Origin of the sequence: Mycobacterium sp. 1245111.1 (genome assembly GCF_001673405.1) — a bacterium.
Taxonomy (GTDB): domain Bacteria; phylum Actinomycetota; class Actinomycetes; order Mycobacteriales; family Mycobacteriaceae; genus Mycobacterium.
The window spans coordinates 1-23,509 of the sequence record NZ_LZLV01000098.1 but is presented as its reverse complement, the minus strand read 5'-3'; the positions used below and the strand labels follow the sequence as shown (position 1 = coordinate 23,509).

Sequence of the window (23,509 nt, the reverse complement as noted above, 5' to 3'; positions counted from 1 at the left end):
GCCGATCGCCGGCCTCCAGAGCGTCGGCCTCCGGGGCGTCGACGCGCAGCAGGTGGTCGTCGCGCACTACGCCCAGCACGATGTCGGGCAGATGCCGCGGTGAGCCGCCGAGCTCGGACTGCTCGACCTCGCGCTCGGCGATGGCGAATCCGTGCGAGGGCGTCAGCAGGTCGTCGATCATCTCGACGACGCTGGGCGTAGTGCGCGACGACCACCTGCTGCGCGTCGACGCCCCGGAGGCCGACGCTCTGGAGGCCGGCGATCGGCTGCTCTACGTCCGCAACACCGGGAAGTAGGGCACCCATGGACTTTCAACTGAAGGGCGTGCCGCTGCTGTCGCGGATCGGCGCCGACCGGGCCGACCAGGTGCGCACCGATACCGATGCCGCGGTTGCCGGCTGGCCGGACGCGGCCCTGCTGCGGCTCGACTCGCGCAACCAGGTGATGGTCGCCGACGGCAAGGTCCTGCTCGGCAAGGCGATCAAACTGGCCGACAAGCCGCCACCGGACGCAGTGTTCCTGGGCCGCCTCGACGGCGGTCGACACGTCTGGGCGGTCCGCGGTCCACTCGAATCGCCCGAGGAACACGGCGTCAATGCCGAAGTCGCCGATCTGCGCAGGTCCGGTCAGCTGTTCGACGACGTTGGCGCGCAATTGGTTTCGGCAGCCGCGGCGCTGCTGAATTGGCACGCCAGCTCGCGGTTCAGCTCGATCGACGGCTCGCCGACCAAGCCGGTCCGGGCAGGCTGGGCGCGGGTCAACCCGGTCACCGGTCATGAGGAATTCCCGCGGATCGATCCCGCGGTCATCTGCTTGGTGCACGACGGCGGCGACCGCGCGGTGCTGGCCCGCCAAACCGTGTGGCCGGACCGGATGTTCTCGCTGCTGGCCGGTTTCGTTGAAGCGGGGGAGTCGTTCGAAACCTGCGTCGCGCGCGAGATTCACGAGGAGATCGGGCTCACCGTCCGCGACATCCGCTACCTGGGTAGCCAGCCGTGGCCGTTTCCCCGGTCGCTGATGATCGGCTTCCACGCGATCGCCAACCCGGCCGAGCCGTTCGCGTTCAACGACGGCGAGATCGCCGAGGCCGAGTGGTTCACCCGCGACGAGATTCGGGCGGCGCTGGCGATCGGCGACTGGAGCAGCGACTCGGAATCCAGGCTGCTACTGCCCGGTTCGGTGTCGATCGCCCGGGTGATCGTGGAGTCCTGGGCGGAGGCCGGCTAACCGGCCAGCTCGGCCAGCTTCGCCTTGACCTCGTTGGCACTGGGGTTGGTCAGCGTCGAGTCGTCGGCGAACTTCAGCGTCGGCACGACGTGGTTGCCGCCGTTCACCGAGCCCACGAAATCGGCAGCCGTCGGGTCTTCCTCGATGTCGACCTCGTCGTACGCGATTCCCGCCGACTTCAACGCGGTCTTCAACCGATGGCAGAACCCGCACCACTGCGTGCTGTACAAGGTGATGGAAGCGTTACTCATAGTCCTTCAAACATAGAGGGCGTCGCGGTATGCCGTGGCGCTGCGGGACGTTTGTCGGCGATCACTGCCAAGATGGACGCCATGCCGATGATCGCGGACGCCCTGACTGCCGATCTCGACGACGAGCAGCGCGAGGCCGTGCTGGCTCCCCGCGGGCCGGTGTGCGTGCTGGCCGGGGCGGGGACGGGTAAAACCCGCACGATCACCCATCGCATCGCTCAACTCGTCGCGGCCGGGCACGTCGCCCCGGGTCAGGTGCTGGCGGTGACGTTCACCCAGCGCGCCGCCGGCGAGATGCGGACGCGGTTGCGCGCACTGGGTGCTGCGGCGCAGACCGGTGTCGGTGGCGTGCAGGCGATGACGTTCCACGCGGCCGCGCACCGGCAGCTGCGGTACTTCTGGCCGCGGGTCGTCGGCGACACCGGATGGCAACTGCTCGACACCAAGTTCGCGGTCGTGGCGCGCGGGGCGACCAGCGCAGGGTTGAAGCTCAGCACCGACGACGTCCGTGACGTGGCCGGCGAGATCGAGTGGGCCAAGGCGTCGTTGATCTCCCCGGAGCAGTACCCCGACGCGGTGGCCGCGGCCTCTCGTGATGTTCCGCTGGACGCGGCCAGGGTCGCCGCGGTCTACACCGCCTACGAGTCGCTGAAGGCCCGCGGTGACGGGGTTGCGCTCCTGGATTTCGACGACCTGCTGCTGCACACCGCCGCGGCGATCGAGAACGACGCCGCGGTGGCGGAGGAGTTTCGAAATCGCTACCGCTGCTTCGTCGTTGACGAATACCAGGACGTCACTCCGCTGCAGCAGCGGGTGCTCTCGGCGTGGCTGGGCGATCGCGACGACCTCACCGTTGTGGGTGACGCCAACCAGACCATCTACTCGTTCACCGGGGCTTCGCCGCGCTACCTGCTCGATTTCTCCCGGCGATTCCCGGACGCGACCGTGGTGCGCCTGGAGCGCGACTACCGGTCCACGCCGCAGGTGGTGTCGCTGGCCAACCGGGTGATCGCCTCGGCCCGTGGCCGGGTGGCCGGCAGCAAGCTGCACCTGGTGGGCCAGCGCGCTCCCGGCCCCGAGCCGACGTTCCGTGACTATCCCGACGAGGTCGCCGAAGCCAACGCCGTGGCCAAGTCGATCGCCCGGCTGGTCGACGCCGGCACACCGCCGTCGGAGATCGCCGTGCTCTACCGGATCAACGCACAGTCCGAGGTTTACGAAGAGGCGCTGACCGAGGCCGGCATCGCGTATCAGGTGCGCGGCGGCGAGGGCTTTTTCAGCCGCCAGGAGATCCGGCAGGCCTTGCTGGCGCTGCAGCGGGCCGCCAACCAAGACCTTGAGGGTCCACTGCCCGAGGTGGTCCGCGGCCTGCTCGAGCCGCTGGGGTTGACCGCCGAAGCGCCGACCGGCACACGGGCCCGCGAGCGTTGGGAAGCGTTGGCAGCGCTGGCCGATCTGGTCGACGAAGAAGTCGCGCACCGGCCGACGCTGGACCTGCCCGAGCTGTTGGCCGAGTTGCGGACTCGCGCCGATTCACGTCACCCGCCGGTGGTGCAGGGTGTCACGCTTGCGTCGCTGCACGCCGCCAAGGGTCTGGAGTGGGATGCGGTGTTCCTGGTCGGTCTGACCGACGGCACGCTTCCCATCTCGCACGCGCTGGCCCATGGCCCCGAAAGCGAGGCGGTCGAAGAGGAACGCCGGCTACTCTATGTCGGAATCACAAGGGCGCGAGTGCATTTGGCGATCAGCTGGGCGTTGTCCCGCAATCCGGGCGGGCGGCAGAGTCGTAAGTCGTCGCGCTTCCTCAACGGGCTGTCCCCGCAGACGCAAGTCGACGCCACACCGAACCGGCCGCGACGCAAGAACGGGCCCGCGTCGCGCTGCCGGATCTGCAACAACCCGTTGACGACTCCGGCGGCGATCATGCTGCGCCGCTGCGAGACGTGCGCGGCCGACATCGACGACGAGTTACTGCTGCAGCTCAAGGACTGGCGGCTGCGCACGGCCAAGGACATGAACGTCCCGGCCTACGTGGTGTTCACCGACAACACGCTGATCGCGATCGCCGAGCTGCTGCCCACCGACGACGCCGCGTTGGTCGCGATCCCCGGTATCGGTGCCCGCAAGCTCGAACAATTCGGTCCGGACGTGCTCGACCTGGTCCGGGGTCGCACCTAAAAGCCCGTGGCGATCGCCGGCGCGGAGTAGCCCGGGCGCCGTGGGTCGCCACCAAAAGCCCAGGTCAGAAATTCGCTTGCCGCATCGAGCTGGTAGCATTTAGCCTCGAAGCGCACTTTTCGCATGCCCACACGAAAGGGGGGAGCCCTCATGATCACGCGCAATGCGTTCGACGTACGCCCGGCCGGCGCTGGCTCCCGCCATGCTGCCGCCGCCTCGGCGGCTGCGCACAAGCGCATTGCCGCCGCCAAGACCCAGCGTCCGTGGATTGGGGCTCCACCCATTTAGGAAGCCCGAATCTCGCCAGATGGCCACGGACCCGAAGTCACCAGGATCCGTGGCCACATTTTTTCCCAAGCCACCCGCCACTGATCCGGACCCAGCAGACGCCCGCCAGATCAGGAAGCAGGTAGCACGACATGACCGCGGAATTAGATCCCGACGATCAGCAGCCCGAGTTGCCGTGTCACGTCAGCGATCCCGACCTTTGGTTCGCCGACAGCCCGTCGGACTTGGAGCGTGCCAAGCAGTTGTGTGCCGACTGCCCGATTCGACAGGCGTGCCTGGCCGATGCGCTGGACCGCGCCGAGCCCTGGGGAGTGTGGGGCGGCGAAATTTTCGACCGCGGCTCCGTGGTCAGCTTCAAACGTCCGCGCGGGCGACCCCGCAAGATCGCCGCCTAAGCGCGGAAGCGAACGTCGTTAGACGGCGGCCGCATCCGGCTCGGCGAACCCGGGGACCAGCTCCTCGGACAGCTTGCGCGTCGGCACGTGGGCGTCCAACTGGCACAGGATCGCCATCGACGTCGCGAGCACCCGCATCGGGATCGCCAGCTTGGGTGGCAAATTCATCTGCCGGGCCGTCTTGATCTGCGCGACGCCTTGGTTCAGCTGACGATATGTCATGCGCTGCAACCATTTACGCGTGTAGTGGAAGACCTCGACCTCGACGGGTTCGACGTATTGGCGCAGCATCTCGTCGATATCGCGGACCGAGACCTGCTCGCCCTTCTGGATGAAGCCGGCCCTCTCCATGGTGGGCAGCACCATGTCGTAGTTCTTGTCGCGGGCATAGCGGATCGTCGCCCCGAGTTCGACCGGGAATCCGCCGGGAAGCGGTGCGACGGCGCCGAAGTCGATGACGCCCATCTTCCCGTCGGGCATCAGCATGAAGTTGCCCGGGTGGGCGTCGCCGTGGATCATCTCGATCCGCCGCGGTGAGTCGAAAATGAAGGCGGCCAACCGCGTTCCCAGCAGATCCCGCTGCTCGACGGTGCCGTCGCGGATGATGTCGGCCATCGGGATGCCTTCGATCCACTCCTGGACCACGACTTTGGGGGCGCTGGCCACCACGCGCGGGACCAGGAAGTCGGGGTGGCCGTCGTAGGCCTTCGCGAAGGCCCGCTGGTGCTCGGCTTCCAACCGATAGTCGAGTTCCATCTCGGTGCGCTCGATCAGCTCGTCGACGACGCCTTCGACGTCGACACCGGGGGCAAGCTGCTTGACCACGCCGATCATGCGCCGCAAGGTCTTCAGGTCTGCGCGCAACGCCTCGTCGGCGCCCGGGTACTGGATTTTGACGGCGACCTCACGGCCGTCGGACCACACGCCCTTGTGCACCTGGCCGATGCTGGCCGAGGCCACCGCGGTGTCGTCGAATTCGGAAAACCGTTGACGCCACTTTGTGCCCAGCTGCGCGTCGAGCACCCGATGGACCTTGTCGGCGGGCAGCGGCGGTGCATCCTTCTGCAGCTTGGTCAGCGCCTCACGGTACGGCTCACCGAACTCCTCGGGAATCGCCGCTTCCAGGACCGACAGCGCCTGGCCGACCTTCATCGCGCCGCCCTTGAGCTCGCCCAGCACGGTGAAGAGTTGCTTGGCCGCTTTCTCCATCAGCTCGGCGTTGATCTCGTCCTGCGATTTCCCGGCGAGCCGCTTGCCGAACCCGAGAGCGGTGCGACCGGCGATGCCACCCGCCAAGCCCGCTAGCTTCGCGTTCCGCGCGGCGCCCCCGCGTTTGATGTCTGCCACGCCACCATCATCCACGACGAGCCTGTGGTTGCCCCATCGATCTGCGAATGGGCGCTGTCAGTCGGGTGCGATCGGAAGTCCGGGGCACACCTGGATGTAGTCGATGCCCGGCGAGACCCAGTCGCGCCACTGTTTGCGGCTCATGTTGGCGGGCAGCTTGTCGCAGAGCTGAGCGGGATCGGCGATGGCCGGCGTGAGCAGAATCGTTCCGTTCAGCACCGCCGACGCGGCGAGGCGTCCGTCGGGGCTCAAGGCCACGTCCATCACGGTGTCGGGCGTGCTCAATGGCGCGGCGGTCGGCGTGCCGGTAGCGGTATCCCACAGCCGCAGGTTCGCGTCGGTTCCACCGCTGGCCAGCTCGGGTCCGGGGCCGAAGGCCAGGCCGTATGCGAAGCCGGTCTGGTGTGGCAAGGGGCTGTGCGGTAGCGGCTTTAGCGTGGATGACTCCCAGAGTTGGATGCTGCCGTTCGCTCCGGCGACGGCGAGTGCCTTGCCGTCGCGGCTGAACGCGAGCGTAGCGACGGGATTCAGCGTCTTGGTGTACGTCTTGACCGTTTGCTCGAGTTGGCTTGTCTGGGTGTTCCACACTCGCACCCCATCGAGGTAGCCGATCGCCAGGCGACGTCCGTCCGGGCTGAATTGCATGGTTTCTAGTGCGTTGACGGGATTGTGCACCTCCAGCGGTGGCCCCAGGCTGCGGCCGTTGGTGGCAGACCACAGCTGCGCGACGGCATGTTTGTCGTCGGCGACCGCGACCGTGTGACCGTCGGCGCTGAACACCACGCGGCGATCATTCGTCACGCCATCGATGTGAATCGCTGGCTGCAGAGGCTGCCCGTTCTCGAGGTTCCAGGTCTGCAGCGTGCCGTCGGATGCGGCGGTCACGATCCGGCCACCGTCGAGCACGGCGAAGGCTCTTGCTCCCCCTTCGTCTCCGCCGACCGGCAGGGTCGGCAGCGGCTCACCGGTGGCGGTGTCCCATTGCTCGACGACGGTCGCGGCGAGGGCCACGATCCGTCGGCCGTCCGGACTGATCGCCACCTTCGTCAGCATTGGTTCCGGGCCGCGCATCGGCAGGCCCACTTTGATATTCCAGATTCGCAACGTGCCTTCTATGGACGTCGTCGCCAGCTGCCGACCGTCGGGACTGAATGCGATGGCCGTGGACTCGCCGGTTTGTCCGGTCAACGTCGGGCCGATCTGTGCGCCGGTGTGGGCGTCCCATATTTGGACCGCGCCGTCGAAGCGGCCGGTGGCGATCCGATCCCCGTCGGGACTGAAAGTAACGGCGGTCGCAAAGGCACCCGCTCGCGAAGCGCCCAGCGCGATGGTCCTGATTTCCTTGCCGCTGTCCGTGTCGAGCAGTCGCAGGCTGTCGCCACCGACGGCGATGGTGTGACCGTCGGGGCTGAGCGCGATGTGGAAGCCGGCGGCTCCGTCGGTCGTGGCATCGATCAGCGGGCCGCGCGCGGTGAACGTGTCGGTGTCGTAGATCGCGAGCTTGTCGTGGGCCAACGCGGCGAACCACCTGCCGCTTCGATCGAACCGCACGTCGTCGACGTTTCCGGTCGAATTATCCATCACCTGAGCGGATTTCAAGAGTTGGCCGGTGTGGGCGTCCCAGAGCTGGACGCGGTCCGCGTCGCCTCCTGTCACGATCACCCGCCCGTCGGGACTCACGGCGAGAGTCTCGGGAAAATCGGTGTGCGCAGGCTTGGGATTGAGCGCGGACCCCGTGTCCGCGTTCCAGAGCCGTAAGGCGTTATCGGCACCGGTGGAGGCGATGGTCCGGCCGTCCGGGGTATAGGCGACAGCGCTGGCGACCTCGGCATGCCCTGCAATGTGCGGACCGACGGCATTGCCGGTAGCCGAATCCCACTGCCGCACAGCGCCATTGGCTTGCGCAGTGGCGATACGACGCCCGTCCGGGCTGTATGCCAGCCCTTTGACGGCCGAGCCCGCGTCGACGATCTTTCGGGTGGCGAAGCGAGCAATCTGGGCGTCGAGGATCGGGACCCCGCTCGACCGAATAGCGTTGGCGGCCAGCAACTCTTGCATGCCGCGCTCGTCGCCGCCCGGAGTCAGGCCGGCCAGCATCGCGGCCCCCTCGGCGTTGAGCTTGGCCGTCACTGCCTCGTGGAGACGGCTGACGGCTTCTTGCCGCTGAGCGAAAGCAACGCCGGCGGCGACCACCGCGACCACCGTCAGCAGTGCTAGGCCGGCGATCGCGGCGGCGCGCAGCCGGCGGAAGCGGCGCTGTTCTCGCAAATCGTCGCCGGCCAGCTGGTCCTTGGGCTTGCCGTGGACCGGCGCCGCGAGCGCGGTGACTTTGTCGCGAAACGTCAAAGACCGCAAATCCCAAGGGGAGTCGTCGCTGACGTCGATGTACAACGGCTCGGACTGAAGTGAACCCGGCTGCGTGAGAGCCGGGGGAGCCGCATCGGAGGCCGTCGGATCGAAGCGCTTGCCTGCCGGATCCCACTGCAGGCGACCTTCGGCCAGCACCAGCATCAGCTTGTCGCCGCCACGGTGGCCGAGCCAGTGGCCGATCTCCTCGTTGACCCAGTGCGATTTCGCCGATTGCGGAGACAGCACCACGATCATGTGGCCGGATCGATCCAGCGCCTCGACGATCTTGCCCCAAAGATCGGGGCTGGCAGCCAGATTCGTGTCGTCGCGGAAAACTCTCAGCGCGCGCAGCTGTCCGAATCGTCGACCGATCTGATGCAGGCCCTTCTGGATGGCCGTTGCGACTTGGCGGTCGCGGTGGGCATAGGACAGGAAGGCGTCGTACTCGTGCGGCTGGTCGGCCATGGCGTTCATCCAATCACGCAGCGCGAGTGGCTCTCACCGGAAATCGTCAGCAGGAACATAGGGGATGCTTCGGCCATTGCCGCGCCACGATCGAGCCGCTGTGCACATCGAACTCGAGCGTGGTGCTCAACGAGATGGGCGGGTCGGAGTCGACGCCGCGGACCGCACGGATCACCCGGTTGACCTGGCTGAGTGCCAGCGCCGCGGTCGCCAGCAGCGTCGCGCGATCGGCCACCCCGACGGTGTCGCGCAGCTGCGCGACAACGGTGGGCCACGCCGCGTCGCGGTCGCGCCGGTGCAGGTCAGCGCAGTGCAGACAGCTCGTCACTCCCGGCACGACAAGAGGACCGACCAGCCCGATGCCGTCGCGGACCCGCACGGCGAGGTGCGCGACGCCGTGGGCGTGCAGCTCGCGCAGTATCCGCGGGTCGGCGACGAGGTTGTCGGACAACACCACCAGGTCGGTGTCGGCTGACGTGGTGGCAGCATGCGGCTGGTTGCTCTGTTTGACCTTGGCGCCCGAGCCGCGCAGCCCCTCGGCCAGCAGGTCGGACAGGGGTCCGCGACCGTGCACCCGGATCGACGCCGAGCGCGTCGCCCGATGGCGAGCACCGCGTGTGACGACGCCTGCCGTCACCAATTGCCCTATCAGAGTGCTTAACTCAGCGTTGCTGAGTCCGCTGGGCCGGCGCTGCAGCTCGCTCATCGGCAGCGGTGAATGCATCGAGCGCAGCAGGGTGGCCAGCCCGGTGGCGGTCACGTCGCGTGGGGGCCGGATCAGCACGGCGCGACGCGGGCTCCAGCCCACTTGGACGGCGCCGTCGGGGCGAAGCAGCACCGGCAGCGCCGGGTCGAGCGCATACAGCTCCCCAGCCTGAGCCATCGTGGCACTGTGCCACGGCGATACGCCGCCACGGCTCAGCTATCCACAGAACCGATGGCTATTTCCAAAATGGGTTCATGGGTGTGGCGTACATGTCGTTATCGGTGAGCGGGGCCAACGGGTTCAGCACAGTAGGCAGGGCGTTGCCACGCAAGGCGTCTTCAATCGTGGCCATCAGGCTGTATTCGTTGGCGTACTGGTCGGTGGTGAAGGGACCACCTACCATGCCGCTATCCACAGCCCCTCCGTTCGGGATGATGATCATCGGAACGTTGTTGCCTTCGTTGCCGAAGCCCAGCGACAGGTTGTTGTTGTCCTCGTCGAACGTGATGATGATCGCGTCCTTCTCGCCCGAGTCAGTCCAGGTCGGCGAGTTCTCGATGGCGGCCACCTGCTGCTGAGCGAACTGGTCCGCGGCCTCGACGTTGTATTGATGGTCCGTGAACTGGGTGTAAATGAATTGGGCGATGCCTTGGAGACTGTCGATGGGGCCTTCCCCGTTGTTGGCCTCGTTGGCGGCGATCCAGGTGAATTCCGGGAAGCTGCTCGGGTCCTTGAGATCGTCGGACAATTGCGTCAGCGGCAGCAGGTGTTCGGCAAGGTAGCCGGGGGTGTTGTCGGTGACGTAGCTGAATTGGGTGAACGGCAATTCGTCGACCGAGTAGTCGCCCGATGACACCAGGTCGCCCGGGGTGGGCATGCTCTGTGCGTAGCCGGCCCACGATATGCCCGCCTGATCCAGTTCTTGCATGAGGTTGGGTGCGTTGATGCCGGCCAAGGTCGGGTTGTAGTCGATGCCGAAGTCAGTTCCGCCCAAGGGCCGGATGTAGTTGGGATCGCTGGGGTGGCCCAGTGCGAAGTAGTTGGAGTCATAAAGTTCGCTGTTGATCAGGCTGTTGAGGTACGGCGCGTTGGGGCTGCCGACGATGTCGTTGACGCCCTTGTTCTCCAGGTAGATCAGGAACACGTGATCGAGCTGGCCGACGTTGGAGTCCGGTGCGGTGAGGGGCGCCGCGGTAAGGCTCGGATCGCCGACGGTGAACGACTCGTTGTCGGCGTAGGCGCCGTTGTAGTTGCCCAGGACCCAGTCTTTGTCGGTGAAGGTCGTGGTCACCTGTGCCGACGTGGTGCCCTCCGGGACCGTGCCCGAGATGGCGCGTTCCTCGAACCCGGTGGTAAACAGGCGATCCCATACCGTGACCGGGTTGAGCGAGTCGGTGCCCAGGACGTTGCCCTGGTCGTCGAAGAAGGTGACCTGCACGGTGGCCGTGGAGGGGTCCCACCCTTGGCCGCCGAGATCTGCACTCAGGTTGAACGGCGTTCCGGCAGCGCCGGTGAGGTCGACCGTCTGGCTGATGCTGGACGTGGCCACGGGTCCGCCGCCGGCGAAATTGTCGCCTCCGCCGACGGGTGCGGTCTGTGGGAAGTCGAAAAACTTCGGGAACGGGGTCGGGAGTCCGATCGGATAACCGCCCTGGGTGCCGTAGGCGATCACGGTCGGGGTGCCGGTCTCCGTCCAGCCCGGAATGGTCACCCCGCTGTAGCCCGACCCGGACGGGTCAGCGATTTCGAAGTTGGGGTTGACCAGCAGGTTCTCGCTCATCGGCTGCGCGGGATCGGCAGCAGGAACGGCACTGGGATCGAGCTGTTTGAACCAGGCGCTGAGCGCGGCGTCGACCTGCTGGCCGAACGCGCTGCCAGTCCAGTCCTGCTCCAGCACCTGCAACCAGGTATCGGCCGGGCTGGCCGTGGCGGCACTCGCGCCCAGATGTCCCAGCTCCGGAACGATCGCATTGACGATCGAATCGATGACCGCATCAAACCCGTCGGCCCGGGCCGTGGGCGCGTCGGCCACCTGTGCCAGCCCGAACGTCAAAAACCCACTGATTGCGCCTGTCACCCACGCCGCGCGCTTGCGGCGGCGGACCATCGTGGTACGTGAGTGCGGATTGTGCTTGCTCAAGCGTCGCTGGGTCATCGCCGGTACTTCCCGTCCACGCATTTATCCGGATCTCAGGCGTTCTTAAGGTAAACCCTAAGTTTTGTCTGCGGCAGCATTTCGGCAAGCAATCGCAAAAAATGCCCGTAGAACGCCCGGGTGGCGGGTGCCAGTGCGTGGGTCAGCTCTCGTCGTCGTCGCGGGCGCGGCGCTCGAATTCGGCGATGGCTTCGTCGATCCCGCTGGTGTCGCCGCCGAGCGAGCGGTCGATGAAGGCGGCCGGGTCGTCGAGATCGTCGGCTCCGGGCAGCAGGTCGGGGTGCTGCCAGACCGCGTCGCGTGCGTCGACGCCGACGGCTTGGGTGAGGCGGTCCCACAGCGCGGCGGCCTCGCGCAGCTTGCGCGGCCGCAGCTCCAGGCCCACCAGTGTCGCGAAGGTCTGCTCGGCCGGCCCGCCGGTGGCCCGGCGGCGTCGCAGCGTCTCGCCGAGCGCGGCCGCGCCGGGGATGCGTTCACCCAGTGCGGCGTCCACCACGGTCTGCACCCAGCCCTCGATCAGCGCCAGCAGTGTCTCGAGCCGTTCCAGCGCCTGGGTTTGCTCGGGCGTGGCCTTGGGCTCGAACACCCCTTGTTCCAGCAGCTGCTCCATCGCGGCCGGGTCACTCAGCGTCGCGGGGTTGAAATCGCGTGCCAGCTCCTCGATCCCGTGCATGTCGATCTTCATGCCCTTGGCATAGGCCTCGACGGCGCCGAGCAGCTGGCTGGACAGCCACGGCACGTGACTGAACAGCCGATGGTGGGCGGCCTCCCGCGCGGCGAGGAAGGTGACGATCTCGCTGCGGGGCTGCTCCAGCCCGTCGGCGAATGATTCGACCGCGTCGGGGAGCAGCGCCGCAATTCCCTTGGGGCCCAACGGTAATCCGATGTCGGTGGAGGTCAGCACTTCCTTGGACAGGCGGGCCAACGCCTGGCCGAGCTGCGAGCCGAACGCCATGCCGCCCATTTGCGACATCATCGACATCAGCGGGCCGGCCATGGCCTTGGCTTCCTCGGGCAGCGCCGACGCCCACACCGTGGAGATCTGCTGCGCCATGGGATCGCACAGCCGTTTCCAGGTCTCCAAGGTGTTGTCCACCCAGTCGTTAGGTGTCCAGGCGATGGCCTTGGTGGTGCCGGCGGGCAGCGCGGTCACGCCGTCGAGCCAGGTCTCGGCGAGGTGGACGGCGTCGGCGATCGCCTCGCGGGTGGCGGTCGGGATGGGAGCCACGAAGCCGATCGAGCTCGATGCCAGCTGGCGGGCCAGTTCGTAATTGACCGGGCCGGAGGACTGCCCGCCCATGGAGCCGGCGCCGCTGAACATCTGTCCCAGCCGGGTGAACATCTGGCCGAGGTCGGCCACGTTGAATTCGCCGCCGAGGCCGCCCAGCCCGAAGGGGTCGGCAGATCCCGAGCCGGATTCGGGGTCGTTCTCGCGGCGCTTGTCGCGGTCCGGGTCGTCTCCCGCGGAGAACCCGAAAGGCAGGTCAGCCATGCCCACAACGGTACTCATCGCGAACACGCGACGCGCAGCCCGGCGTCACGCTCTGAGTGAACCCGGCTGGTGTGATGCCTCCGTCTAGTCTTAGCGGCGTGAACAGGCGGATTCTGACGCTGATGGTTGCGCTGGTCCCGATCGTGGTCTTCGGTGTGCTGCTCGCCGCGGTGACGGTGCCCTACGTCTCGCTGGGCCCGGGGCCGGCATTCGACACCCTCGGCGAAGTCGACGGCAAGCAGGTCGTCGAGATCAAAGGCACCCAGACGCACCCGACGACGGGCCACCTGGACATGACGACGGTGTCCCAGCGTGACGAGCTCAGCCTGGCCGAGGCGCTGACGCTGTGGCTGTCGGGGCAGGAACAGTTGATGCCACGCGATCTCGTTTACCCGCCCGGACAGTCGCGCGAAGAGGTCGACAAGGCCAACGACGCCGATTTCAAGGAGTCGGAGCACAACGCCGAGTTCGCGGCCCTGGGCTACCTGAAGTATCCGGAGGCCGTGACGATCGTGACGCTGACAGACCCCGGGCCGTCGGTGGGCAAGCTGCAGGCCGGTGACGCCGTCCAGGCGGTCAACGGTAAGCCCGTAGCGAACGTCGAGCAGTTCACGTCGTTCCTGAAGACCACCAAACCCGGACAACAAATCGCGGTCGATTTCCGCCGCAAGAATGCGCCGCCCGGGACGGCCCAGATCACCTTGGGCCATCACCCGAAGGGCGACTACGGCTTTGTCGGCGTCTCGGTGACCGACGCTCCCTGGGCGCCGTTTGCGGTCGATTTCAACCTCGCCAACGTGGGCGGCCCGTCGGCGGGGTTGATGTTCAGCCTGGCCGTGATCGACAAGCTGACCACCGGAAACCTCGCCGGTTCGACATTCGTGGCGGGCACCGGAACGATCAAGCCGGACGGCGAGGTGGGCAAGATCGGTGGGATCGGGCACAAGATGAGCGCGGCGCGCGATGCGGGGGCGACTGTCTTCCTGGTGCCGGCCGGAAACTGTTACGAAGCGAACGCCGAGAAGGTGCCTGGCTTGCAGATGGTCAAGGTCGACACCCTCAGTGGGGCAGTGGATGCCCTGCATGCCGTGGCCTCGGGCGGGCGACCGCCGAGTTGCTAGTGCGTGCGTACAGTTGAAACGTCGAGCACAACCGAGCAGGGAGCGTAGCTAGTGGGGATGCGGCCCGCCGCCAGAATGCCGAAGCTGACTCGACGCAGCCGAACTCTGATCGCGATCGCGCTGACCGTGATCGGTCTGCTGCTGGTCGGTCCCCGGTTGATCGACGCGTACGTCGACTGGCTCTGGTTCGGCGAGTTGGGTTACCGATCGGTGTTCACCACCGTGTTGCTGACCCGCTTGATCGTCTTCGTGGTCATCGGGCTGCTGGTCGGCGGCATCGTGTTCGCCAGCCTGGCGATGGCGTACCGGACCCGGCCGGTGTTCGTCCCGAGCAACGGCAGCGATCCGGTGGCGCGCTACCGCACCGTGGTGATGTCGAGGCTGCGGGTCATCGGTATCGGTGTGCCCGTGACGATCGGGCTGCTCGCCGGCATTGTCGCGCAGACCTTTTGGGTTCGGATTCAACTCTTTCTGCACGGCGGCAGCTTCGGTGTCCGTGATCCCCAGTTCGGTAAGGACCTGGGCTTCTACGCCTTCGAGCTTCCCTTCTACCGGCTGGTGCTCAGCTTCTTCTTCGTGGCGATCTTCCTGGCCCTCGTCGCGAATCTGCTGGCGCACTACATCTTCGGCGGCATCCGGTTGTCGGGGCGCACCGGTGCGCTGAGTCGCTCGGCGCGCATCCAGTTGATCAGCCTGGTCGGAACGCTGGTGCTGCTCAAGGCGATCGCTTATTGGCTCGACCGCTACGAGTTGCTCTCGCACACCCGGGGAGGCAAGCCGTTCACCGGAGCCGGCTACACCGACATCAACGCCGTGCTGCCGGCCAAGCTGATCCTGTTGGCGATCGCGCTGATCTGCGCGGCCGCGGTGTTCTCCGCGATTGCACTGCGGGACTTGCGGATTCCGGCCATCGGGCTGGTGCTGCTGTTGCTGTCGTCGATGGTCGTCGGTGCGGCCTGGCCGTTGGTCATCGAGCAGTTCAGCGTCAAACCCAATGCGGCGCAGAAGGAACGCGAATACATCAGCCGCAGCATCACCGCGACCCGGCAGGCCTACGGGCTGACCGACGATGTGGTGAGCTATCGGGATTACAGCGGCGACGGGAAGACCACCGCCGAGCAGGTCGCTTCGGACCGGGCCACCACCTCCAACATCCGGCTGCTCGACCCCACCATCATCAGCCCGGCGTTCACCCAGTTCCAGCAGGGCAAGAACTTCTACTACTTTCCCGACCAATTGTCGATCGACCGCTATCGCGACAAAGACGGCAACCTGCACGATTATGTCGTCGCCGCAAGGGAACTCAACCCGGACCATCTGATCGACAACCAGCGCGACTGGATCAACCGGCACACCGTCTTCACCCACGGCAACGGCTTCATCGCCTCGCCGGCCAACACCGTGCGCGGAATCGCCAACGACCCCAACCAAAACGGCGGATACCCCGAGTTCTTGGCCACCGTCGTCGGCGCCAACGGGAGTGTGCTGGCGCCCGGCCCAGCGCCGTTGGATCAGCCGCGCGTCTATTACGGGCCGGTGATCTCCAGCACGCCCGCCGACTACGCAATCGTCGGCAAGAACGGCGTCGACCGGGAATACGACTACGAGACCAACACCGAGACCAAGAACTACACCTACACCGGCAGCGGGGGAGTGCCGTTGGGCGGCTGGCTGTCCCGCAGTGTCTTCGCCGCGAAGTTCGCCGAGCGAAACTTCTTGTTCTCCAGTGTGATTGGCTCCAACAGCAAGATCCTCTTCAACCGCGATCCGGCCCAGCGAGTGGAGGCGGTCGCGCCGTGGCTGACCACCGATAGCAACGTGTACCCGGCGATCGTCAACAAGCGACTCGTCTGGATCATCGACGGCTACACCACGCTGGACAACTACCCGTACTCCGAGCTGACCTCGCTGTCGTCGGCCACCGCCGACTCCAACGAGGTGGCGTTCAACCGGTTGGCGCCGGACAAGCAGGTGTCCTACATCCGCAACTCGGTCAAGGCCACCGTCGACGCCTACGACGGAACCGTGACGCTGTATCAGCAGGACGAGCACGACCCGGTGCTGCAGGCGTGGATGAAGGTCTTTCCCGGAACGGTCAAACCGAAGAGCGACATCACCAGCGAACTGGCCGCGCATCTGCGCTATCCCGAAGACCTGTTCAAGGTGCAGCGGATGCTGTTGGCCAAGTACCACGTCAACGACCCGGTGACGTTCTTCTCCACCTCGGACTTCTGGGACGTGCCGCTGGACCCGAATCCGACCGCCAGCAGCTACCAGCCGCCGTACTACATCGTCGCGAAAAACATTGCCAACGACGACAATTCGGCGTCGTTCCAATTGACCACTGCGATGAACCGGTTCAAGCGCGACTACCTGGCCGCCTACATCAGCGCCAGCTCCGATCCCGCGACCTACGGGAAGATCACGGTGTTGACCATTCCGGGGCAGGTCAACGGTCCCAAGTTGGCGAACAACGCGATCACCACCGATACGGCGGTGTCGCAAGACCTCGGCGTGATCGGGCGCGACAACCAAAACCGCATCAAATGGGGCAACCTGCTGACGCTGCCGGTGGCCAAGGGCGGGCTGTTGTATGTCGAACCGGTGTACGCCTCGCCCGGCTCGAGCGACGTCGCCTCCTCGTACCCCCGATTGATCCGGGTGGCGATGATGTACAACGACAAGATCGGCTACGGGCCCACCGTGGGCGATGCGCTCAACGGGTTATTCGGGCCCGGCGCCAGTGCGACCGCGGCCGGCATCGCGCCGACCGAGCCCGCGCCGCCCGCCGGTGCACCGCCGGGCGAACCGCCCGCGAACCCGCCACCTCCGGCCAATGCCACCGTGCCCGCGCCCAGCGGAGCGGTCAGCCTGTCGCCGGCCAAGGCCGCGGCACTCAAGGACGTCGAGACGGCGATGGGCGCGGCCCGCGATGCCCAGAAGTCGGGTGACTTCGCGGGCTACGGGGCGGCGCTGCAGCATCTCGACGAGGCGATCACCAAGTACAACAACGCGAAGTAGTCGCGTCCGCTCCGCCGAGGAGGTAACGAGATGACCGATATGGCGCCAATTCCGGTGACGGTCGTGCAGCCCGGCGAAGGGGAGTACGTTGCGCTGCCCGGCTTTGGGGCGGTGTTCAAATTGTCCAGCCGCCGCAACGGCGGCGAGGTGTCCATCGTGGAGCATCCATTCGCGGTGGGGTTGCTCACCGCCGCGCACCGGCACACCCGCGAGGACGAGCACTCGATCGTATTGGCGGGCGAGATCGGCTTCCGTTCCGACGACAGCGAAGTCGTCCTGGGTCCCGGTGGTTACATCACCAAGCCGCGCGGGCAGATGCACGCCATGTGGAACGCCGGCAGCGAACCGGGGCGCATCATCGAGGTGATTACTCCGGGCGGCTTCGAGAACTACTTCCGCGAGCTCGGCGAGCTACTCGTCGAGCACGCGAACGATCCGATGGGCAAGGTTCTGCACGAGTTGCCCGAATTCGGCGAGCTGGCCGACAAATACGGGCTGACCTACGGCACGCCGGACTGGATGGACGACGTCAGACGGCGGTACGGTCTGGGCGCCCCGTCGCACTAACGCGGCTTCGAGCCTGGTAGGCGCGCGATTTGGAGGCCTCGCGCGCGTTCGGTAACCTGATATTCACCCGTCGCGGGGTGGAGCAGCTCGGTAGCTCGCTGGGCTCATAACCCAGAGGTCGCAGGTTCGAATCCTGTCCCCGCTACTAGTAGGAACGGCCCCCGGAGATCACTCCGGGGGCCGTTTTCATGGTCGGCGGACACGTGTTTGGACACATTCACCTTTGCTGATTCTGTCCGAGCGCTCGCAGATCTATCGCAGGCTGCTTTCTGAATGTCAGCGGTGGATGTTCTCTATGTGGTCGGCGTCCACCATTCCGCTGCGACTAGGGCAAGGTCCCCGAGGAGCCGATGCGGTTGCACCCCGTGGCCTTGACGAGATTTTCCGCCATCGGTACCCGCCGAACACCGGTGCTCTGAGCGGCCCCGCGGTCAAAGAGGCGCTGGAGCGAATCAAAATGCTTCCAGCCGCCAGCGGAGCGCCGGGCACGCGCCTTCGGTTCGGCAAATTCATCCGCCATGGGTGGATGGGGAGCGGGTTCCTGGTGGCCCGTCGTGTGTTGCCCGACGACAGTAGATCGGTGTTGCACGCCACGATCGATGGCCTCATCGAGGCGCCGCAGTGACGGGCCCGCCTGTACCGCGACAGATGTTCGACCTCGCGGGGCGCGTCGCGGTGGTGACCGGTTCCACCCGCGGCATCGGACGGGCCATCCTGCAAGGCTGGTCGGCGGCCGGAGGCACGGCGGTCGGAATCGCTTGTCACGTCGGCGATTGGGAGGCCATACCCGATTTCGTCGACGCTGTGCTTGAGCATTACGGGCGCATCGATGTGCTGATCAACAACGCCGGAATCAATCCCGTTGTGGAGGACATCAATTCGGTATCAGTCGCGTTGTGGCGCAAGGTGTTCAACGTCAATGTCGAGGGTGCGCTACGGATGAGTGAGTGCGTCGCGCCGGTGATGCGTGACGGCGGTGGCGGCAGCATCGTCAACGTCGGCTCGATGGAGGGCTACTCCCCGTCACATCCACGCTCGGTCGTGTACGGCGCGTCCAAGGCGGCGCTGCGCAACCTCACAGCGTCGATGGCGAACACCTGGTCGCCGTGGGCGGTTCGGGTTAACCTGCTGTGTCCCGGTCCATTCGCAACCGAGATGCTGCTCGAGGCCGAGCAGGCGTTCCCGGGTTCGCTGGACCTGCTGGCCGGCATGAACCCGCAGCAACGCGTCGCGAGCCCGCACGAAATCGTAGGTCCCGCACTCTATCTGGCGAGCGACGCCTCATCCGTCGTGACTGGAGCCGACATCGCGGTCAGCGGAGGCATGTGCAAATAATCCGTTGCCGTTCGAGCTGAATTTTTCAACGGCGATCCCCGCCGCACCGCTATGCAGGTATTAACCGCCGATGATCAATTCAGCGGCCCGTTCTCCAATCATCATCGATGCGGCATTGGTATTGCCACCAACAATGGTCGGCATGATCGAGGCATCAGCCACGCGTAGGCCGTCCACTCCGTGAACCCGTAGCGCGGGATCGACGACCGCGCGTTCGTCGGTGCCCATCCGGCACGTCCCGACCGGGTGATAGACGCCCGAAGCATTTCGACGCACGAATTCTGCAAGATCCTCACCACTTCGATGCACACCGGGCAGCACTTCGTGACCCACCTCCTGCGCGATCGCCGGGTGCACCACTGTCTCCCTGACCAGCTCCATGCCGGCCACCAGGGTCGCCAGATCCTGGGGTTCAGCGAGGTAGTTGGGATCGATCAGGGGTGCCGCGAAGGGATCCGTTGAGGCCAAGCGCAGAGTTCCTCGGCTCTGCGGATAAATCATCGCGGGCATGAGGGTCAACGACGGCGAGGAATCAGGCAGGTGCATGCCAGGCTGATCTTGATTCTCCGGATAAGCCATTGGGAGGATGAACATCTGTATGTCGGGAACGTCGGTACCCGTCCGCAGTCTGCTGTTGACGAAGCCCACGGCCTCGAACGGCGTGTGCGCCAAGTACGTCGACCGTGGGCGGACAATCTCGCGGACGGCTGCCTGTGCGAACTTTCGTGGTGACGCGCTTCGTCCGCGAGGTGCCCGATAGCACATCGGCACAAACAGGTGGTCGTGCAGGTTGTCGCCAATCGGTAGGTCTGCAACCACCTCGATTCCATGCCCCGCCAGGTGGGCGGCATGGCCGATGCCGGACAACATCAGAAGTCGTGGTGAACCCAGCGAACCGGCGCTGATGATGATCTCACGGCTGGCACGTACGGGGCCGAGAGTCCGCCGGTGACGCGTTGAGACCAACTCCACACCCACCGCTCGGCTGTGTTCCACGATCACGCGCGTTGCGGTGACGCCGGTAAGCACCCGCAGATTCGGAGGCGCGTCCCAGAGGTACCCACGATCGGTGCCGGTTCTCCTCCCGGCCCTGGCGCTCTGTTGGATCGGAGCCACCCCGGCCTGCTGCGCGGCGTTGTAGTCGTCATTGATTCCGACTCCTGCGGTCGCTGCGAGCGCGGCCATAAAGCTCCGTGTGACACTCGCAAGGCCGGTGGCCCGTTCCACTGCGATCGGGCCGTCTCCACCTCGCAGGTCGCTGGGACCGTCTTCAAAACTCTCTAGTCGCCGGAAGGCCGGCAAGACATCTGAGAACGCCCAGCCTTTCGCGCCGTCGGCCGCCCAGTCGTCATAGTTTTGGCGATTCCCCCGGACAAACGCCATCCCGTTTATCACGCTGCCGCCGCCAAGTACCCGGCCGTGAGATTGAGGCAGCGTGCGGCCATTCATGTGTCGTTGCGCGACGCTGTAAGCCGGCCAGGTCAACGATCGCTGTAGTGCTGTGACAGCATGCATTGCCCCACACAGACCCGGCACCGTGACGAGCGGGCCGCGGCGCTGACGGCCGGACTCGATCAGGGTGACCGCCGCACCGGCGTCGGCCAGGCGTCGGGCCACTATCGCTCCTGCGCTGCCTGACCCCACGACGACGTAGTCCGCCAACTCGCCCGCGGCGGCCATAGCCCCGTGTGTGCGCTTCACCCAAACCTCCGGTGATTGCAGCGGTCGGACACGACGGCAATGTTGGTCGGTCGTCCCTGGGGCTGCGCGATCTGCCATGCGCTGGCCTTCCCGCTGGTGAATGGTCCAGGAGCTCCCACGGCTTGGTAATCACCACGCGGATCCCAGGTCTTCGCGTGGGGGTACGGCCATGGACAGGCGACGTTGGATGCCGCATTGGTGGCACGCAGCAGCCAGAACGTCGAGCTGAAACTGATCATCGCGATGTTGAGGATCGAGGCCATCACCAGAAAGTTCGCGACATGGGGATGACGAGCGTGCAGGGCAAATCGTTGCGCCAATTTGTCGGCCTGGGATCTTCCCGTGTCATCGCGATAGAGAAGGACCGAGGCCGGGATCATGACGATGGTGATGAGCCCGCTAGCCATCAACAGAGGGAATTGGCTGGTCTTACCCACGTCGATGGTTCCGAAGGCAATGACGTGGCTGTAGATGAGGAATTGGGCCCGGGTCAGCAGGATTTCCTGGGCGGCATCCCAGATCACCCCGATCGCCAACGTGAGCAACGCTATTGACATCAGCGGGTGCCGCCAGGCGAAAGCCGTCACCGCGCTGCGACGTTGAATCGCCCGCAGGATGGGCATGGCCAGGAAATAGGGAACCAGGACATAGGGCGCGTAGATGAACGAGGTCAAAGGCTCGATGACAGGAGAGATGTTGAGCCACGGCCAATTTCGAGGAAAATGCCAAAGGTTTGGGTTGTAGACCAAGCCGATGGCCCAATTGTTGATCGGATCCCACCAAAACAGTGTGCTGGTTGCGAGGGCCATGAGGACGACTGGATGTCCGGGACGACGCCGCCAGGCCAGAATCGAGGCGATGATGCTGCCGGCGGCGAGGAGAGCGCCCAGAATCTGTCCCCACATCACCCAGTCGAAGGGGTAAAGCAACGGTTCCACCGACGGGGGCTTGCCGCCGCCGTCTGGATTCAGATTCTCCGGCGATGACGGTCCGTGCTTCTGCGCGGTCATCAGGATTATTGCCCCCAGCCCAACCACGGTCGCCCAGCACGCATGGACCGCGAAACGCGAAATGGTGCGTGGCCGCGCGGCCGGGGTGGTGGCCGCGGAGTCGGGCAATCGAGTTGACGGCTGCATGGGCGCTCCGCGTTGTTGTGGCGACCAAGGTAGCCGCGGGTCCAATTGGGGCGGGTTGTCTGGGGGCGTTACGATCCACCTAAGATTGTAGAATGTCTGCGATCTGTCAAGCTGCTGGATAGAGTCATTGCTGCATGCGACCCCGCAGCTGACGTGGGTGCATAACCGGCCCGGACGCCGAAGTTTTGCGGAAAGCGGTACCACGTGTTGGATGATGCGACGGCGCAAAAGTTGGCGCGACGTTTCGCGGACCTGCTGGCCAATGACCCGGAATTCGCAACCGCGATGCCCGATCAGAAGGTCGCCGAGTCGATCCTGCAGCAAGACATCGGGCTGGCCGGCGTCATTCGTGCGGTTGCTGAAGGCTATGCCGACCGGCCGGCGCTAGGCCAGCGCGCTGCCGTTGTTGACATGTCCGACGACGGCCGGCGGGTCCTGAAATTTGAGGCCCGGTTCGAAACGGTCACCTACGGTCAGCTGTGGCGGCGTGCCAGCGGGCTCGCGGCGGTTTTGACCGAGGATGGAATACTCGCCGGCGAACGAATAGCGACTCTGGGGTTGGCCAGTGTCGACTACACCGCGATCGACATGGCGGTGGCGTTGCTCGGTTGCGTCTCGGTGCCCCTGCATACCGGTGCCCCGGCGAGCGTGCTCGCGGCGATGGTCGAGGAAGCGGATCCATCCGTGATCGCTTGCAGCGCAGCGTACATCGCAGACGGAGTGCGACTGGCCTTGGGCGCAGCTGGTCCGGTTCGGTTAATCGTCTTCGACCATCGGCCGAATGTCGATGACGATTGTGAAGGCCTCGACATGGCGCGCGGCCGTATCGCCAGCGCCCATAGCGCGTTGCAGCTCGACATTCTTGATGAATTGCTGGAGCGGGGATATGCCTTGCCGCCAATCGATTTACCGCCCGCAGATGACGACCAGCTGGCGGCGATCGTCTACACGTCAGGCAGCAGTGGCAATCCGAAGGGGGCGATGCTGACAGCGGGCCTGGTGCGGGAGGCGTGGTCGCAGGGTGCGGCGATGTTGGTGCAACGCAACATCGCCATTCCTTCGATCATGTTGAGTTACCTGCCGATGAGCCATACCGGGGGCCGCAGCATGCTGTTTGCCACGTTAGGTACCGGTGGCACAGCATATTTCACGGCCGGGAATGACAACTCGACGCTGCTCGAAGACCTTTCGCTCGCGCGGCCAACGCAGCTTAACTTCGTGCCGCGGGTGTGGGAGATGCTATACCGCGAATTCGTGGCCGAGTGCACACTCCGGGAGCGCGGGAAGACAGTCCTCGCCCAGATCGATGACGATGTTCTCCAGGATCTGCGTACCCGCGTTCTCGGCGGCCGCTACGTCACTGCATTGACGGGTTCGGCGCCGATCTCGGCGAAACTGGCAAGCTGGGTAGAACGGCTCCTCGACGGGCCCTTGATGAATGCACTCGGCGCAACCGAGTCAGGCGCTGTGTTGATCGACGGCAAGGTGCAGTGCCCGCCGGTGACCGACTTCAAGCTCGTCGACGTACCGGAGTTGGGCTACTTCGGTACCGATCGTCCGTATCCGCGCGGCGAGCTGCTGATCAAATCGACGACGTTGTTCCACGGCTACTACAAGCGACCGGAACTCACGGCTGAGGTTTTCGACGAGGCCGGGTTCTATCGCACTGGTGACATTGTGGCGCAGATGAACTCGGACGAGTTCCGATTCGTCGACCGCCGCAACAACGTACTCAAGCTCTCGCAGGGCGAGTTCGTCACCATATCGAAATTGGA

16 protein-coding genes, 1 tRNA gene and 2 pseudogenes are annotated in these 23,509 nt (G+C 65.7%); 10 read left to right on the top strand and 9 right to left on the bottom strand.

The features are described 5' to 3' along the window. Positions 1-202: pseudogene (locus A5658_RS14340) on the bottom strand (potassium transporter Kef); the annotation flags it as partial. A gap of 101 nt (positions 203-303) precedes the next feature. On the opposite strand from A5658_RS14340, the gene nudC reads away from it, so the two are divergent. Further along, complete coding sequence (gene nudC, locus A5658_RS14335; protein WP_067335990.1) at positions 304-1,227, top strand: NAD(+) diphosphatase; 924 nt, start codon at positions 304-306, stop codon at positions 1,225-1,227. On the opposite strand, the gene A5658_RS14330 is transcribed toward nudC, so the two are convergent. Beyond that, positions 1,224-1,478 carry a mycoredoxin gene (locus A5658_RS14330; protein WP_067335987.1) on the bottom strand — a complete coding sequence of 85 codons (255 nt, stop codon included), beginning with the start codon at positions 1,476-1,478 and terminating at the stop codon, positions 1,224-1,226. The two genes, nudC and A5658_RS14330, sit on opposite strands and share 4 nt — an antisense overlap. Positions 1,479-1,559: 81 nt before the next feature. On the opposite strand from A5658_RS14330, the gene A5658_RS14325 reads away from it, so the two are divergent. Beyond that, on the top strand, positions 1,560-3,656 hold the full coding sequence (locus A5658_RS14325) for an ATP-dependent DNA helicase UvrD2 (protein WP_197503128.1): 2,097 nt from the start codon (positions 1,560-1,562) through the stop codon (positions 3,654-3,656). 419 nt (positions 3,657-4,075) lie between these two features. Then, positions 4,076-4,339, top strand: coding sequence for a WhiB family transcriptional regulator (locus A5658_RS14320; RefSeq protein WP_067335980.1), 264 nt, complete (start codon positions 4,076-4,078; stop codon positions 4,337-4,339). 18 nt (positions 4,340-4,357) lie between these two features. Here the strand turns inward: A5658_RS14320 and A5658_RS14315 are convergent, their stop codons facing one another. The 5 genes from A5658_RS14315 to A5658_RS14295 all read right to left on the bottom strand — a co-directional run bounded on the left by A5658_RS14315 (position 4,358) and on the right by A5658_RS14295 (position 12,871). Further along, complete coding sequence (locus tag A5658_RS14315) at positions 4,358-5,701, bottom strand: AarF/ABC1/UbiB kinase family protein (RefSeq protein ID WP_067335977.1); 1,344 nt, start codon at positions 5,699-5,701, stop codon at positions 4,358-4,360. Positions 5,702-5,743: 42 nt separating this feature from the next. Next, complete coding sequence (locus A5658_RS14310) at positions 5,744-8,500, bottom strand: TIR domain-containing protein (RefSeq protein ID WP_197503127.1); 2,757 nt, start codon at positions 8,498-8,500, stop codon at positions 5,744-5,746. 46 nt (positions 8,501-8,546) lie between these two features. Next, positions 8,547-9,383, bottom strand: a complete 837-nt coding sequence (locus tag A5658_RS14305) for a cyclodehydratase (protein WP_067335970.1) — start codon at positions 9,381-9,383, stop codon at positions 8,547-8,549. A gap of 58 nt (positions 9,384-9,441) precedes the next feature. Next, complete coding sequence (locus tag A5658_RS14300; protein ID WP_156751466.1) at positions 9,442-11,361, bottom strand: alkaline phosphatase family protein; 1,920 nt, start codon at positions 11,359-11,361, stop codon at positions 9,442-9,444. A 142-nt stretch (positions 11,362-11,503) separates the two neighbouring features. Then, on the bottom strand, positions 11,504-12,871 hold the full coding sequence (locus A5658_RS14295) for a zinc-dependent metalloprotease (protein ID WP_067335993.1): 1,368 nt from the start codon (positions 12,869-12,871) through the stop codon (positions 11,504-11,506). Positions 12,872-12,951: 80 nt separating this feature from the next. Between A5658_RS14295 and A5658_RS14290 the strand changes: the two genes are divergently transcribed. The 6 genes and pseudogenes from A5658_RS14290 to A5658_RS14265 all read left to right on the top strand — a co-directional run bounded on the left by A5658_RS14290 (position 12,952) and on the right by A5658_RS14265 (position 18,897). Continuing rightward, a complete protein-coding gene (locus tag A5658_RS14290; protein ID WP_067335967.1) occupies positions 12,952-13,974 on the top strand; it encodes a PDZ domain-containing protein in 1,023 nt (340 codons plus the stop codon). 51 nt (positions 13,975-14,025) lie between these two features. After that, entirely contained in the window at positions 14,026-16,995 is a 2,970-nt protein-coding gene (locus tag A5658_RS14285) for a UPF0182 family protein (RefSeq protein ID WP_067335964.1), read from the top strand. 30 nt (positions 16,996-17,025) lie between these two features. Then, on the top strand, positions 17,026-17,562 hold the full coding sequence (locus A5658_RS14280; protein WP_067335961.1) for a cupin domain-containing protein: 537 nt from the start codon (positions 17,026-17,028) through the stop codon (positions 17,560-17,562). A 71-nt stretch (positions 17,563-17,633) separates the two neighbouring features. Beyond that, positions 17,634-17,707 (top strand) — tRNA-Met (locus A5658_RS14275). A gap of 270 nt (positions 17,708-17,977) precedes the next feature. Beyond that, positions 17,978-18,187: pseudogene (locus tag A5658_RS28810) on the top strand (hypothetical protein); the annotation flags it as partial. Continuing rightward, positions 18,184-18,897: an SDR family NAD(P)-dependent oxidoreductase gene (locus A5658_RS14265; protein WP_231997326.1), complete on the top strand. Its 714-nt coding sequence runs from the start codon at positions 18,184-18,186 to the stop codon at positions 18,895-18,897. The pseudogene A5658_RS28810 and the gene A5658_RS14265, both read left to right, overlap by 4 nt. Positions 18,898-18,957: 60 nt before the next feature. Here the strand turns inward: A5658_RS14265 and A5658_RS14260 are convergent, their stop codons facing one another. Both A5658_RS14260 and A5658_RS14255 read right to left on the bottom strand, forming a co-directional pair. Beyond that, positions 18,958-20,598, bottom strand: a complete 1,641-nt coding sequence (locus A5658_RS14260; RefSeq protein ID WP_231997325.1) for a GMC family oxidoreductase — start codon at positions 20,596-20,598, stop codon at positions 18,958-18,960. After that, positions 20,595-21,608: a spirocyclase AveC family protein gene (locus A5658_RS14255; RefSeq protein ID WP_197503125.1), complete on the bottom strand. Its 1,014-nt coding sequence runs from the start codon at positions 21,606-21,608 to the stop codon at positions 20,595-20,597. The genes A5658_RS14260 and A5658_RS14255 overlap by 4 nt, the downstream gene beginning before the upstream one ends. A gap of 411 nt (positions 21,609-22,019) precedes the next feature. On the opposite strand from A5658_RS14255, the gene A5658_RS14250 reads away from it, so the two are divergent. Then, positions 22,020-23,509, top strand: a 1,490-nt coding sequence (locus A5658_RS14250; RefSeq protein WP_156751465.1) for an AMP-binding protein, incomplete at its 3' end; no start/stop codon positions are given.